Source organism: Pseudoalteromonas sp. 0802 (assembly GCF_013350085.1).
Taxonomy (GTDB): Bacteria; Pseudomonadota; Gammaproteobacteria; order Enterobacterales; family Alteromonadaceae; genus Pseudoalteromonas.
In genome coordinates, this window is sequence record NZ_JABVXE010000001.1 from 914,690 (window position 1) to 929,079 (window position 14,390).

The 14,390-nt window shown below is 40.2% G+C and carries 12 protein-coding genes; 4 read left to right on the forward strand and 8 right to left on the reverse strand.

Going from position 1 to position 14,390, the window contains the following annotated elements:
- Positions 1-167: 167 nt before the first annotated feature.
- On the forward strand, positions 168-1,046 hold the full coding sequence (locus tag HUS61_RS04225; RefSeq protein ID WP_054561850.1) for an OmpA family protein: 879 nt from the start codon (positions 168-170) through the stop codon (positions 1,044-1,046).
- 21 nt (positions 1,047-1,067) lie between these two features.
- On the opposite strand, the gene HUS61_RS04230 is transcribed toward HUS61_RS04225, so the two are convergent.
- The gene (locus tag HUS61_RS04230; RefSeq protein WP_175082085.1) at positions 1,068-1,973 is read right to left on the reverse strand and encodes a DMT family transporter; all 906 of its coding nucleotides are present in this window, start codon (positions 1,971-1,973) and stop codon (positions 1,068-1,070) included.
- Positions 1,974-2,379: 406 nt separating this feature from the next.
- On the opposite strand from HUS61_RS04230, the gene HUS61_RS04235 reads away from it, so the two are divergent.
- The gene (locus HUS61_RS04235) at positions 2,380-3,582 is read left to right on the forward strand and encodes an aromatic amino acid transport family protein (protein WP_082389182.1); all 1,203 of its coding nucleotides are present in this window, start codon (positions 2,380-2,382) and stop codon (positions 3,580-3,582) included.
- Positions 3,583-3,640: 58 nt separating this feature from the next.
- Here the strand turns inward: HUS61_RS04235 and ggt are convergent, their stop codons facing one another.
- Positions 3,641-5,299 (reverse strand): gamma-glutamyltransferase, encoded by a 1,659-nt coding sequence (ggt, locus tag HUS61_RS04240; RefSeq protein ID WP_175082084.1) that lies wholly within the window; start codon positions 5,297-5,299, stop codon positions 3,641-3,643.
- A gap of 76 nt (positions 5,300-5,375) precedes the next feature.
- A complete protein-coding gene (locus HUS61_RS04245) occupies positions 5,376-5,921 on the reverse strand; it encodes a GNAT family N-acetyltransferase (protein WP_175082083.1) in 546 nt (181 codons plus the stop codon).
- A gap of 49 nt (positions 5,922-5,970) precedes the next feature.
- Between HUS61_RS04245 and HUS61_RS04250 the strand changes: the two genes are divergently transcribed.
- A complete protein-coding gene (locus HUS61_RS04250) occupies positions 5,971-6,339 on the forward strand; it encodes a hypothetical protein (protein ID WP_054551695.1) in 369 nt (122 codons plus the stop codon).
- Positions 6,340-6,380: 41 nt separating this feature from the next.
- Here HUS61_RS04250 and HUS61_RS04255 read toward each other — a convergent pair whose 3' ends face one another.
- Entirely contained in the window at positions 6,381-8,603 is a 2,223-nt protein-coding gene (locus HUS61_RS04255; RefSeq protein ID WP_055196989.1) for a TonB-dependent receptor, read from the reverse strand.
- Between the two features lie 526 nt (positions 8,604-9,129).
- Here HUS61_RS04255 and HUS61_RS04260 point away from each other — a divergent pair.
- Entirely contained in the window at positions 9,130-9,723 is a 594-nt protein-coding gene (locus tag HUS61_RS04260; RefSeq protein ID WP_201024587.1) for a LuxR C-terminal-related transcriptional regulator, read from the forward strand.
- Here HUS61_RS04260 and HUS61_RS04265 read toward each other — a convergent pair.
- Genes HUS61_RS04265 through HUS61_RS04280 form a run of 4 tightly spaced genes read right to left on the reverse strand, consistent with a single transcriptional unit; the run spans position 9,704 to position 14,354 of the window.
- A complete protein-coding gene (locus HUS61_RS04265) occupies positions 9,704-10,555 on the reverse strand; it encodes a hypothetical protein (protein ID WP_175082082.1) in 852 nt (283 codons plus the stop codon). The genes HUS61_RS04260 and HUS61_RS04265 overlap by 20 nt on opposite strands.
- Positions 10,545-12,992 carry a fimbria/pilus outer membrane usher protein gene (locus HUS61_RS04270; RefSeq protein ID WP_258535970.1) on the reverse strand — a complete coding sequence of 816 codons (2,448 nt, stop codon included), beginning with the start codon at positions 12,990-12,992 and terminating at the stop codon, positions 10,545-10,547. The genes HUS61_RS04265 and HUS61_RS04270 overlap by 11 nt, the downstream gene beginning before the upstream one ends.
- Complete coding sequence (locus HUS61_RS04275) at positions 12,952-13,653, reverse strand: hypothetical protein (RefSeq protein ID WP_175082081.1); 702 nt, start codon at positions 13,651-13,653, stop codon at positions 12,952-12,954. The genes HUS61_RS04270 and HUS61_RS04275 overlap by 41 nt, the downstream gene beginning before the upstream one ends.
- Positions 13,653-14,354: a molecular chaperone gene (locus tag HUS61_RS04280; protein ID WP_258536469.1), complete on the reverse strand. Its 702-nt coding sequence runs from the start codon at positions 14,352-14,354 to the stop codon at positions 13,653-13,655. The genes HUS61_RS04275 and HUS61_RS04280 overlap by 1 nt, the downstream gene beginning before the upstream one ends.
- Between the last annotated feature and the right edge of the window lie 36 nt (positions 14,355-14,390).

Here is a 14,390-nt window from a genome sequence, read left to right on the forward strand (position 1 = left end):
GCTACTCTGCTAGAGTAAATAGTGTGAAATCGCAGATTCTTACTGAGTTTTTAGGCACATTACTTGCTTTATATTAATCAGCTAGCCCTGTGTTTAGTATGCTGAAGCAATTAAACACAAAAATTGCCAATTATTTGGCATTGATGATTTGTTGGAGAATTACCGTGATGAAGCTTTCATTACTTCCTTTAAGCCTAGGCCTATTAACCTCAGTTGCAAGTATAAATGCGCATGCAGCCATGCGTGAGTATACCGCTAATGCTGATATGTCGAACTGGCAAATGGTTAAAACTTCTCGCTTAGAATGCCAATTAAATCATGAAGTTCCTTACTATGGTGAAGCAATTTTCAGCACCACTGCCAGTAAAAATAAAGACGTAAACTTTAACCTTGATATGGTCGTACGCCCAGACAATTACAGTATTGCTGGCCTAAAAGCCGTACCACCTAGCTGGCGTGCAGGTATGCCTGCTCGCGACTTAGCAAATATGAAGCTATTACGTAAGTTTGACGGCGAGCTTGGCAACAAAACTGCTTGGGAAATGCTCACCGAACTTGAAAAAGGTTACCAACCGACATTTTATTACCAAGACTGGCAAAACAGTGCCGATAAAATTGCCGTTGGTTTATCGAGTGTCAACTTTAAGCAAGCTTATTGGGCGTTTTTACAGTGCCGAGATGCAATGCTGCCTTACAGCTTTGAAGATATTTCGTTCACAGTGATGAACTATGAGCCTAATACCAGCAAGCTGACTAAATCATCACAAAAACGCTTAGATAAAATTGGCGAATACTTAAAGTACGACACCAACATCGAATCTATTTCAATATCTTCTTACACCGACAGCTACGGTGGTCGCTGGAACAACCTCGAATTATCAAAAAAACGCGCTAAAGCGATTAAGGATTACATTGTTAGCTTAGGGGTCGATGAAAGCAAAGTAGATACCGATGGTTACGGTGAAAAGCGCCATGTTGCTAGCAACGACAACATTTTAGACAGAAATAAAAACCGTCGTTTAGTCATTCAAATTGCAAAAATGTAGCCGCTGAAGCGGCTACTAGCTTTAACTCATTTCTACCGACTTCACGCGCTTAAAGCGCTTTAACCACTTATCGCCAAATTGAAAAAATGCGAGGCTAATCATAATGATGGTCGCACCAACAATCAGTGCTTGGTCAATAGGCTCATTATTAAGTAAACCACCAATCGCGATTGCAAAACTTGGTGTGATCAAGGTTGTTAATGCGACCGTGCTTGCGTTCAACTTCTGCAATACATGAAAATACGCCAGCGCACCAATTAGTGAGCCAAACACGCCTAAGTAAACAATTGAGTACAGTGATTTTGCACTCCACATCTGGCTATTAAGTTGGCCATCTACCAGCAACCAAGTAATAAAAAACAGAGGTGTTACAAAAACCAACGCGCCAAATGTGGTAGCCATTGGATGAATAGCAATTCTTACCCGTTTGATCATCACACCGCTCAAACTAAAAAAGCACACTGCCATAAATACATATAACAGGCCACTAAGCTGCTCTACTCCCCCTTGAATATGGCGTTGGCTTACTAAAAATAAACCAATTAAGGCACAGCCAAGTGCGCCAAGCTTAATGGCGCTAAACTTAGGCTCGTTCAAGATTTTTTGCGCAAGTAAGCCCGATAAAATTGGTGCAAGGCCAAACATTAATGATATTAACCCAGAAGGCACTGTTTTAGCGGCCATGTAACTTAATAACATGCCCCCAAAAATACCTATGCTTGAATAGCCATAAAGGAATAAAGCACGGCGATGCCAGGGCACTCGGATATTGGCAACAACAACGACAAACGAAGCCAACACCAGCCCCACCAGCATGCGTAAAAACACAGCCAGGGTTGGTGCTACCGTTTCACTACTCCAAACAATACCCAGTGGTGTTGTTGACCAAATCACCACCATTAAAAAATATGAGGCTTTAACAGGCACTAGCTTATTCCTTTAAAAAGGCGAAAAAAGCGGAAGAAAATTTAAAAGGGAAATAACCAACCGCTTAGAACGCGGTTAGTAAAACTTACTTAATTAACCGCAGCAAATAACAGACCATACGACTAATGAGGTCAGGCGCATACAATTGTTTGTTGGTCGTTGGTTTAGCTGCATCATGGTATTTAATAAAGTAAGTTGAAGAAGCTTAAGAATCCGCCTAAATGATTATTTTGTCAACATGAATACTCATGCTATTTGGCAAAAAGTTTTTTGCTGATTTCAACAGCCTGTTTGCACATGTAAATCATAGGTTACATTTAATTTCTTTGATTTATAACAAAACTATTTAAGTTTTGTTAAACAAGTTATATCTTTCTTGCCTCTCACGAAGTTTAAGGGGCAAAAAGTGCTTAAAAATAAAACAATAGGTAGCATGTTAATTGTTGCTGGCACCACCATAGGTGCAGGGATGCTGGCATTGCCTATCGCCTCCGCAGGGCTTGGTTTCACAACAGCGTTATCACTTATCTTACTTACATGGGTTTTAATGACCTACACAGCATTACTAATGCTAGAGCTGCATCAATATGCCGACAGAGATGCAACCCTCAATACGTTAGCTAAGTCATGGTTAGGTAAACGTGGGCAATGGGTCGCTAACTTTTCTGTGATGTTTTTGTTTTACGCATTATGCGCTGCGTATATCGCAGGTGGTGGTGCGCAATTACAAGAAAAGCTCAACAATGGTTTATCGCTTTCTTTAGCGCCGCAAGTTGGCTCAGTTATTCTGGCTGTTGTGATTGGTACTGTGGTGACACTCGGTACCAGCAAAGTCGATAAACTTAACCGCGTACTTTTCACTATTAAAGTATGCGTACTAGCCAGCTTATTTTATATGCTGACACCTTATGTTCATGGCCAACACTTACTTGAAATGCCTATTGAACAAGGTCTGATTTTATCTGCAATTCCAGTGGTGTTTACCTCATTTGGTTTTCATGGCTCTATTCCATCGATTGTGAAATACGTGGGTTTAGATATCAAAACACTTCGTAAAGTAATGGTGGCAGGTGCCGCATTGCCTTTAGTAATTTACATTTTTTGGCAATTACTTAGCCAAGGCATGATGAGTCAAAGCGACTTGCTACAAAGCCAAGGGTTACCCGGTTTTGTAAGCAGTGTTGCTAGCATTGCTCACAGCCCACACGTTGCCACCGCTGTGAACATTTTTGCTGATTTAGCGCTGGCCACGTCTTTCTTAGGGGTGAGTTTAGGTTTGTTCGACTTTTTTGCTGATGCATTTAAAAAAGGTGATGGTAGTAAAGATCGTATCAAAACAGCCTTGATCACCTTTATTCCACCGCTAGGCTTTGCGCTATTCTATCCACAAGGGTTTATTATGGCACTTGGCTACGCCGCCATTGCGCTGGTTATTTTAGCGGTGTTTTTACCTGTAGCTATGGTCTATAAGCAACGAAGCAGCAAACCTGATGCGGGTTACCAAGTTAAAGGCGGTAATATTGGCTTAGCACTGGCCGCCCTGTTTGGTGTGCTTATTATTAGTGCTCAAGGTTTACAAATGGCGGGGCTTATTCCAGCGATTGGTTAAACAGCTCATCAAAAAAAGCACCCGAAGGTGCTTTTTTTGTGTCTGATTTAAGATTTAATTAAAACACCATCGCCTTACCACGGCCAGATGCTTCAGAGGCTGCATCTAATTTACCGTCTTTATTGATGATCACATGCATATCACCAAAATGGCGTTCATCAAGTGTATAACCCATCTTCTCAAGCGCTTTAACAACCTTTGGTTCAAGACCTGTGTGGTATCTAATCACATTTTTAGGCCATAACTGGTGATGAAAGCGTGGGCTGTCTACCACTTGCTCTGCTGTCATATCAAATTCAACCGCATTTAAAATTGACTCATACACAGAGCTAATAATCGTGGTACCACCCGGAGAGCCAGTTACCATTTTAACTTTGTTATCCTGAAGTAGAATGGTCGGTGTCATTGAGCTCAACATGCGTTTATGGGGTTGAATTTCGTTAGCTTTACCACCAATTGCACCAAATACATTCATCACACCTGGCTTGGCACTAAAGTCATCCATTTCATCATTCAAAATAAATCCTGCGCCCGATACAACCACGCCGCTACCAAAACTTAAGTTGATGGTCGTGGTATTCGCAACAGCATTGCCCCACTTATCTAGAATAGAAAAATGCGTTGTTTGCTCACTTTCGTGTAAACCTGGTTTGATGTTCTCGGTAGTTGAAATGGCATCTGGGCGAATTGTACTTGCACGATTGCTAAGATAATCATCTGCAAGTAGAGCTGTTTTTGGCACCTCATAAAAATCTGGGTCACCTAAATATTCAGCTCTGTCGGCAAATACGCGTTTACCTACTTCAGCCAAAATATGAACATAGGTGGTCGAGTTGTGCTCAAGCGTTCCTTTTGGCTTTGCCAAGTCGTACATTTTTAACCATTGTAAAATAGCAATACCACCTGAACTTGGCGGTGGCGATGTGAGCACTTCGTAACCGCGCCAATTACCTTTAATCGGTGTACGCGATTTAGCTTCATAAGCTTTTAAGTCTTGCTCAGTGATAATACCGCCGTGTTGCTTCATAAACGTCGCAATGATCTTTGCTGTCTCACCTTCGTAGAAACCAGCTTTACCTTGATCACGAATACGTTTTAGTGTGGCGGCAAGTTCCGGCTGTTTAAATACCTTATTTGCTTTGGCATCAGCAAAGTAATCGGCAAAGTTAATGTTTACCGATTTTTTGGCCATTCGCGCAATGTAACGTTCGATACTTGCGGCTAGCTTAGGATGCACAATAAAGCCCTGCTCGGCTAATTTAACCGCAGGCTCTAGCAGAGTCTTCCACTCTAAGCTGCCGTGCTTTTGATGGGCAAGCCACATTCCAGCAACACTGCCCGGAACTCCACTTGCGTGAATACCGTACACTGACATGTTATCAATAACATCACCTTTATCATCAAGGTACATATCGCGATGAGCTGCAGCAGGGGCTGTTTCACGGTAATCAATAAAATCACCTTTGCCATCTTTTTGGATCAGCATAAACCCGCCACCACCTATATTTCCGGCTTCTGGTAAAGTCACTGCTAATACAAACTGTGCCGCAATTGCCGCATCAACGGCGTTACCGCCTTGCTCTAAAATAGCCCGTGCCGTATCACTGCTGTAGCTATCAGGCATTGCGACAGCTGCTTGTTTTGCAAAACTTGACGGATGAAAGAATATCGCGGTAACGATCAACAGATGTGCCGCGTATTTGACTAAATTTGCCATGGTACTTCCTTTTTCTTGATGTTATTTTAACCATTTAGACATGTGTAACCCTTAAGGTCAATTAGTTACGATTAACTTAGCTAAGCTGCTCTTTAGGGCATGAATAAAGTACTGCAGGTAATTCACCTTGCTCATCTTTATGGTTGTAGTTTTTTACAAACTTGAGGCCTAGTTTTTCCATCACCTTTATTGAGCCCAGGTTATCTTTAAGTGCTGTGGCACTGAGCGACTTTACTTCCTCTGGCTCGCTAACTGCTTTGGCAATGGCAAGTGCGGCCTCTGACGCATAGCCTTTGCCCCAGCTCATTTTTTTAAAGCGCCAGCCAATTTCTAAATCACTAAAATCAGGCTGTTCAAAAAAGCCCATAGGCCTGACTAATACCCAACCGATAAATTCATTGCTCTCGATGATATTTACTTGCCAAAGCCCCCACCCTTTTTGCTCATTTCTATAGGCATTCAAGCGTGGAATAAACACCTCTTTAATGCCCTGCATAGTGGATACTTTGCCGCGAGTGAGATGTTTCATTACCTCAGGGTCGTTATCTAGCTCATAAAGTAGCTCGGCATCATTTTCATCCATTAACCGAAAACTTAATCGTGCTGTTCTAGCTATATTCATTTTTTATTGCTTATACTGCTTTATAGTTGATTAACCATTAGAGAAAAATATGAACAAATTAGCAAGCTTAGTTTTATTAGGCTGTATTGCCTTAACAGGTTGTGATGACGCAGAGCAAGCCAAGAAAGATGCCAGCGAAGCAAAAGAAGAAGTAAAGCAAGCCCTAAATGATGCTTGGAGCGACGTAAAAGACGCCACCAATGAGTTTAACGACGACTCACTGCAAGAGTTACTCGAAGAGAGTAAGAAAATGGGCTTGAGCATGTATGACGACGGTAAAGAAATTGCCTTAGATGCATGGATTGAGAGTAAAGAAGCGGCTGGTGAGCTGTCTGAAAAAACCAAGCAAAAAGCAAAAGAACTGGCTGAAGAATTAAGAGAAGCGCGCGAAAAACGCGAGCAAGAGAAAAATAATTAAAAAGAAAGGGCAAGTATTTACTTGCCCTTTTTTGTTAGTGATTAAAGCTCAAATTCTTTTTTGAATTTTAAGCCAAATTCACTACGGTCATTGCTGCGCATTACGCCAACAAAACCAGATTGTTGTAAACGACCCACATCGTATACTTCGTTTAACACGTTCTCACCGTAAAGAGTCACTTCAAAGTCACCGTTCGGGTTTAAGTAAGAAATGTTGAAACCCACTAATTCACGAGAATCAATGTGTTCACTTTGGTTGTAAACTGATTGACCTTGCATATCGCTACGGTATGAATAGTTAGCGTTAACTGCCACTGTGCCACCGTTACTTAAATCAATGAAATAAGAAGGTGCGACCATCACAGTCCAACGTGGTGTTAGTGCTGGTGAGTCACCTTTACCAATACCTAATACACCGTCATCTACTTCTGTGATTTCTGAATCTAGGTAACCAATTGCGCTACGTAGCGTAAAGTCATCAGTAAATGCAATTGTTGTCTCAAGCTCGATACCTTGTGCTTTAGACTCACCCGCATTTTCTACGATAGTAACGAAACCGCCACCTGCAGTTGGATCTGAGAATGGTAATGCTAGGTCTGTGTAATCAGTAACAAACACAGCAAGCATCATAGATACATCTTCATGTACCTGACCTTTTAGGCCAAGCTCATAGTTAATTGCTTTTGTTTCATCGAAAGAAACAAATTGATCAGGACCACCAAATGGACGCGGTGGGAAACCACCTGTTTGATAACCTTTTTGGATTTGGCCATACACGTTCATGTTATTGCTAAGCTGGTACGACGCATTTAAATCCCATGTTACCGCATCAAAATCAGCACTTACGTATTTGCGAGTTGCAAACGTTGGGAATAAGGCATCGGCTTCTTTTTTATCTTTCGAATAACGTAGACCACCGCCCACAGTTAAATCATCGCTTAGGTCATAGCTTGCATTGATATAAGCTGCGTATGAGTTAGTCTCTTGGTTGATATCAAAGTAACCATAATCACCAAAAGACGCTGTAGTACCATCATTCAGAAGACCATCAGGTGTGTTGAATGGGCTAAATACAAACGGGCCAGAGCTTGTGAAGCCATCTTCATTAAAGAAGTATAAGCCAGACACAAAGTCCATATTATCGAAGCTACCATTTAACTGGATTTCGAATGAATATTGATCTGCGCCGCCTTCTTCTGGGAATTCAGATAAGTTAAGGGCAACAGCATCATCATCAAGACCCCCTTCGTATTCTGAGCTACGGTAGCTAGTGATGAACTTTGCTGTATACGTATTATTGATATCCCAGTCAGCTGTTAATGAAGTACCCCAGCCTGAATAAGCCGTCGACTCAATACCCGCTACCGTCGTTGCTAAGTCATCAGGATCGCTTGGTAACATGTCTTCAGTAAGTAATGGGAAATCACCATTGAATGGGTCATTCGGATCAAGTGGTGCCGTTAGTTCAATTGTGTATGGTGATTGGCCTGATTCGTTATCAACACCATCAATAGAGAACACAAAAGATAAGTCGCTGTTTGCTTGCCACTTAAGCGCCATACGACCACTTAACTCTTGCTCTTCACCAATTTCTTTTTCTGGGTTAGCAAGGTTAATTGCTTCACCTACACCATCGCGTTGCTTATAAGACACGCTTGCAGACATGCTTACAGTGTCGGTAAGGCTGTTATTAAAGTAAACGTCACCGGCTAAACGACCACGGCTACCTACTTTTGCATTTGTAGTCACAATGCCTTCATCACCAGGTTGCTTAGTAATAATATTTACTGCACCACCTAATGTGTTACGACCGTACAAAGTACCTTGTGGACCACGTAATACCTCTACACGCTCAACATTTGGTAATGATAAGTTAGAGCCCATTTGGCGACCAAGGTAAACACCGTCTAAGTAAACACCTACACCCGGATCAGTTGTGATCACGTGGTCTTGTAAACCAATACCACGAATAAATACAGATGCATGGGCCGCATTACCTACACCATAACGCGTGATATTTAGGTTAGGTACGTATTTACCAATGTCTTCTAGGTTGCTCATGTTCGCTTTATCAATCAGGTTTTCACCGATTGATGTCACTGCGGTTGGCGACTCAAAAATGCTTTCTGTACGCTTACGCGCTGTTACTTCGATTTTTTCAAAAGCATCTTGTTTAGCAGTGGTTTTTTCTTGCTCAGCAAAGGCTGAAGTAGATAATGCAGCAACAATAGCTACAGTTAACTGTGAGAGGTGACGTAATTTCAATTAAAACTCCAAAGGATACCGTGTGTGTGTATTTTTACCCGTAAATTTCAGGCATAAAAAAAGACGCTTAGCTATAAGCATCTTTCCTCTGGAGGGGTATTATATGTCAGTTTTGTGAAAATATGTATAATTATTTTGATTTTTATCAAAAACTGTATAAATAAACCACATTATCTCCATATTTTCGAATTATAAGCCACTAGATTCTTTACATAAAAGTAAATAAAAATAAATGTTTAGTTTTGTATTATCGCAGTAAACTTTCTGAATAACACAATTAAAATGAACAAAAAATGAACGTTATTTTTATTACTTTTCAATCAAGTAGAAATAAATTTCAGAAATTTCTCACCTTCAAAAGAGTACCTAGCTCAGGTAATGTTTAATAAAGTGCAGCCAAGTTAGCAAAAGCTAACTAAACAAAAATGTGCGCAAGATTTTCCTCTGTTGGAATTTCATTTTTTACACGTAATAATCAGCAACACAATTTACTTGTTATCATTTACCGATAGTTTTTGGCGTGAATATGGATTTTCTTTTTAATAAAAACGCGGCTGATTCTGTGTCATCAGCTTCAATTCTTCCCTACTGTATTGCGAATGATGATAAAACTCTGCTGCTTAATTACGACTCTTTAGACACTTTGACCAACCGTGAATTAATAAGTGAGTTTATGAAGACGCATGGATATCATCATCTGGTGATTTTTAATATGCCTGATAGAGCGGATGTGTTGCCATTAAAAGACTGGCCAAAGCTAAAAGGGTTATTTTTTAAAAACACCAAAACAGATATTTTTGAACAGGGACTGCAAGAAATTAAAAAGGGATCCTTGTGGTTTCCAAGAACGGTGAGCGATAAATGGATGAGAGTGATGCTCGAAACTGAGCAAAAAAATCAAATTCAATCAAACAACTTAACGTTTAAAGAATCTAAAGTACTGCACTTGCTTTCTTCTGGCGCGACTTGCCCTCAAATCGCCGATACTTTGTTTATTAGCGAAGCAACGGTGCGAGTTCATTTGCACAAGATTTACCAGAAGATTAATGTTAAAAACAAACAAAAAGCCTTACAGTGGTGCGAAAGGAACATGAATAAAATCAATAAACTTGCGGGCTAATTTGGAAGCGAATTGTATCTTGGTACTGTCCTGCAGCTTGATTACTAAATGCGGCTAATTTTATTTTTAAAGGGATTAAAAAATCTGTCTGCTTTGTAAACAAGAAACTTTTTTTCATTGCGTGATGTAGCTCAATATAATCCCCAGCAAGGGCCAGTGAGTAGTTAATCGTATAGTTGTTTTGGTAAAGCTCATGTACCAATTTACCTTTATTCTCTGACCAAATAGTCATTGCGACATCTGTATTTGCGACAACCAATAAACTAGGTAATAGGCTATATTCCTTTTGAGGTATAAGCTCTCCTAAGTCGATACTTGTACTAGCACTGTTATAACCTAAAAAAGACAGTGCTAAATGCGTCGGAATTGTTACGTCGAAGTCGTAATCTCGTTCATCAAGAGCTTCATTAAATTGATTTTTAAGTATTAGTTTAACTGTATCTTGATACTGACCAGCACGTGCGATGCTACCTTTTGCAATCACAAACCGTAAATCTGTTGTATTGTCAGAAATAACAAGGTTATTGACAGATGAGTTATTAAAAATCGAACTTGAGTTTCCAATGAAATAAGGGATGTGTTGATACTGACCACGCAATTGTTGGTTATTTTCACTCGAGACTTGCAAATAGTATGAACAACTTGTGTCGCCCTCTATGATTACTTTAATCTGCTTTTCAGCATCTTGATTTTGTAGTGTTCGGTAATCCTGTAAGTTATCGAATAGATGCTCAATTCTTTGTATCTTTGCAGAACACTGACCAAAACTCGCCGACGTATAAAATAGCGCATTAATTAAAAGTACTATAAATAGAAATCGCTTAATGTACATAAATCACTCCTTTATTATGCAGCTGTTGCTGTGTATCTATATCGATAATTAAGGGCTCATGGATGACATTTTTTAGCACAATTTGATATTGGCAAGGTTTTAGCCCAGTCAGTGCAAAACGCCCTGTTTTACTGGTAAAAAATAAGTAAGGCTCTGCTACTTGCTCGTCAATGCAACGCGCCTCACCGACTTGCAATGCAAGCGGTTCGTTTTCACTATTTTTTAAAGTTCCCAGCATGGAGATATTGTTCTGCGAACCTACTACAACATCATGGCCGCTTTTATAGGAAGGATAAAAAGTGATATTACCAGCGCCTAGGTCATAACCAGGTGCTAAGTCTTCAACATCAACCCCAATAGTGGCTCTGTCATAGGCATTCATATCGGTGAGTAACACGGTCTGCAGATCAGAGTTAGTGGCTAAATAATCTTCTTCTTGTAAACCTAACTTAATGGTTTTATCCGCTAAACTTGGGTGTGCACTAATCAAAGCAAAACTATTTTGAATAGGCTTACCCACCCCCCATTGAGAATCAGCAAATGCAATACTTGCTGCAGCACTGGCACGACTTTGATGAGACAACAGATTGCCATTTAAATGCTGGTAGTAAGTGCCATGGTCAAAACCTAATGATAATCTATTTGTATTGTATTGGCTGTTAAGATCAAACACGGCTTCGTTATTGTTATTTTTCTCTAAGCCTGCATGTAAATTTAGTGCACCAACAAAGCGCTGATTTTCATTTTGAGTAAACTCCAATCTGGATTTATCGTATTTAGATTGGTGCGATAACTTTAATCTTTGCCTTTGCGAAAACTGATAACTCAACGATAAGTTAAAACTCCACTGCTGATGTTGCTCTGTCTCTTGCCATTGTCCACCGAGTGAAAAATACCACTGATTCGTGTTAATTTTGCCTGAAACATTTACCCCCGTTGATTTTTCAAACTGTGTTTGCTCATGACGCCTAGAAACATTGGCAAAAATCGACGTTTGTATTGATGTTTCGCTCATAAAGTTGATATTTGCTTGGATAAAGTGCTGCCTAGAACTAGCAAGCGAGCTCAATTCATTATTGAAAGCTATCTGATAAAATTCAGGGTTACTGTATTCGTAGCCAATACTGAAATCAGCCCCCGACTGAGATAGCTGCCTAAATGAGCTATAGATAAGCCGATATGCATAGCCTTTAGCATCATCGAGATTAATTGCATTTTCAAATGCTAACTGCCCTATTGGGGTCGCAAATATTTGCTTAAGCCCTAGTTGCAGACTCTCTTCATTTCCTTGAGCTGAAAACCCAGCGGTCCAACTTGTTGAGATACCGTAGTTAATAAAGCCAGAAAATAAAGGCTGATCATAATCGTAGGCTAATTTATCTGTTAATTTTGCTGGGTAACCAAAGTGAAGTTCGTATTCAAGCTGCCCTTCAGAGAACAAATCGAGGCCTGTGGTAAGTGTAAAGTTGACCTCTTTTGTAACACCCGCATTATCCGTGATCTTCAAAACAATATGGTTATTACCCTCTATTAACGGAATATCGTCCAGAGAATAAATACCGGCAGGCAAGTTCAAGCGTCTAAATAAGCGATCATCAATATATACTTCAACAGAAGATGGGCTATCTAGCGTAAAGCGCTGCGATGCACTTGGCCGAATTGTTCTGTCAGAAACAAGAGTAAAATCATGGGCAAGCGACAGCCCAAGGATGCGAATTGTAGATTGAAAATAACTACCCGCACTGTAATTATCACCCAATGAAAAACGCATGCCATGAATGGGTAAATCATGTATTACTCGAGTACCTAATCGTTTAAAGTTGTTGTCACTTTGTGTATCTACGAACTGGGCTTCGTTTTCTATAACCCAACTTTTTAAGTTTAATACCGCTTCAGGCCTAATCGTTAACTGCTTTTGCTTTATATCTTGGGCTTGATTCGATTGATACACATAGCTGGAATACACATTAATGTAGCCACTGTAGTTTGCGCTTTTAATTGCTTGCTGCTGCTTTCGTTTTGACACTGCAGCAATACTTTTTTCTTTGATCATGCTCAGTGGCAAGGTTATGTTTAAGCTAAAATCAAGCATTTCGAACACAGTACCAATGCCCAATGTTTGAAGCTCTTCAATGTTTACCAAGCCTTTTTCATCAACAAGCATTTCTATGTGTTCAAGGGTTTGGGTATTTACAATTGGTCTTAAAAACACCATCAATTCTGAATGCTTTAATAGCAAGGTGTCATCTGGAGTCACCAGTAAGGAAATGTTTGCTTGAGGTTGCTTATTTAAGTAGCAGCTCACCGTGAGCTCAAGCTCTTTTGAGGTGGTATTTATTTTTGCATAGGCTAAACCAGCATTAAACAAAAACATACACACAGAGCAAAAAAGCAAACTACTGAGATAGCGCAACGTCTGGCGAGATAACTTCTGCATTAACGCTATCCTTTAACGGGATGAGCATCTGCTGTTTGCTTTCTGGCGCAAAGAACACGTCATAACCCGATGCTTTTAGTTGTTGTTTTTTAAATGAAGCGGTTTTTTGATGAGGCAAATATATCGTAAGATCATATTCGCTCAGGCGGGCGGCGCCCTTACCATTATTTGCTACCGTTATTTCACAGCTGTAATTACTGCATAAGCTCTTTTCGACAACAAGATCAGGTAAAAAGCTCTCTTGATGTACATGAACAATTAAATTCACATTAAGCAACATCGTCAGTTGTGGCTCAGACGCATTTGCAGAGTTTGACAGTGGTTGCTCAACTAAACTTATTTGATAGGTTTTATCTAGGCTCGGGGCTTCACTTACCCAGCGCAATTGGATTCGTTGACTTTCACCACGGTGCAATAACAATGTTGGAGGAAACACCCAAACAGGACTATTTTCGAGATAACGAAACATTGGCTCTGGACCAGAAAAATCAACCTCAAATATTTCTATATCAAAAGCGACTTCACGGTTAAATACATTATGTATCGTACTGTAGGTTACTTGCTGTGGCTTGGTTGGATCCAAGCTTAGTACCATTGGGCTTACTTCCACAGCAGTGCAGAACAGCGAATTAAATAAAATTAAAACAGCAAAGATACGCATTAAAATTGTACCTTTAACTTACTTTGCTCGGCTTTAAACTGCTTAGGTACTTTTAGTAAGACCTCACGAGAAGAGTGTGGCAATAAAAGCTTGCCTGATAATGCACGACTTAACTCTTCGCCAGCTAAGTTCATAGTGTCATCATGCTGTTCAATAAACCAAGTTGATTTAGATAAACGCAGTAATTTATTACCTTCATTTTTTAACCGTACTTTCCAAAGCCCTTCTTGCTGTTGCTGCTTTTGTTCAATTACAAGTTTTGCTGTAGCCCCTTCGGGTACCACAGTAAATAAGGTACGAAAGCTAGTCGCAATGCCAACACCCGATTGGTTCGATTCACCTGTATCAATCATTACTTGGTCAACGCCAATCCGGTATGATTTAGAGGCTGCTAAAATAGGATCGCCAACATAGCGAATTAAAATTGATTGAGACTTTCCAGGTGCAATAATGGTTGTCATTGGAAGTATGAAAAAATCTGCATCGTTTGTGGTCAGCTGCTCCTCACCCGAGGGTGTAATTTTTAAGTCAAATGCTGTTAACTCAATGGCGAGCGAAGCTGATGAATTGTTCATTACACGAATTGTTTGTTGTGCATTAGAGCCACTTGGCGCTAATTCAGCAACCATAGGCTGAACTTGAAATGCGACACTGTGAAATGAAAGAAGAAGTGAGAATAAATAGATAAGTCTGTGCATCATCCCTCCTTTGATGATAAGGCAGCCATAGGCTGCCTA

What these genes read in the sequence shown, in the direction of transcription:
- HUS61_RS04225 (WP_054561850.1), top strand. Translation starts at nt 168, where the DNA reads ATGAAGCTTTCATTACTTCCTTTAAGCCTAGGCCTATTAACCTCAGTT.
- ggt (WP_175082084.1), bottom strand. Translation starts at nt 5,299, where the DNA reads ATGGCAAATTTAGTCAAATACGCGGCACATCTGTTGATCGTTACCGCG.
- HUS61_RS04245 (WP_175082083.1), bottom strand. Translation starts at nt 5,921, where the DNA reads ATGAATATAGCTAGAACAGCACGATTAAGTTTTCGGTTAATGGATGAA.
- HUS61_RS04250 (WP_054551695.1), top strand. Translation starts at nt 5,971, where the DNA reads ATGAACAAATTAGCAAGCTTAGTTTTATTAGGCTGTATTGCCTTAACA.
- HUS61_RS04260 (WP_201024587.1), top strand. Translation starts at nt 9,130, where the DNA reads ATGGATTTTCTTTTTAATAAAAACGCGGCTGATTCTGTGTCATCAGCT.
- HUS61_RS04265 (WP_175082082.1), bottom strand. Translation starts at nt 10,555, where the DNA reads ATGTACATTAAGCGATTTCTATTTATAGTACTTTTAATTAATGCGCTA.
- HUS61_RS04270 (WP_258535970.1), bottom strand. Translation starts at nt 12,992, where the DNA reads ATGCAGAAGTTATCTCGCCAGACGTTGCGCTATCTCAGTAGTTTGCTT.
- HUS61_RS04275 (WP_175082081.1), bottom strand. Translation starts at nt 13,653, where the DNA reads ATGCGTATCTTTGCTGTTTTAATTTTATTTAATTCGCTGTTCTGCACT.
- HUS61_RS04280 (WP_258536469.1), bottom strand. Translation starts at nt 14,354, where the DNA reads ATGATGCACAGACTTATCTATTTATTCTCACTTCTTCTTTCATTTCAC.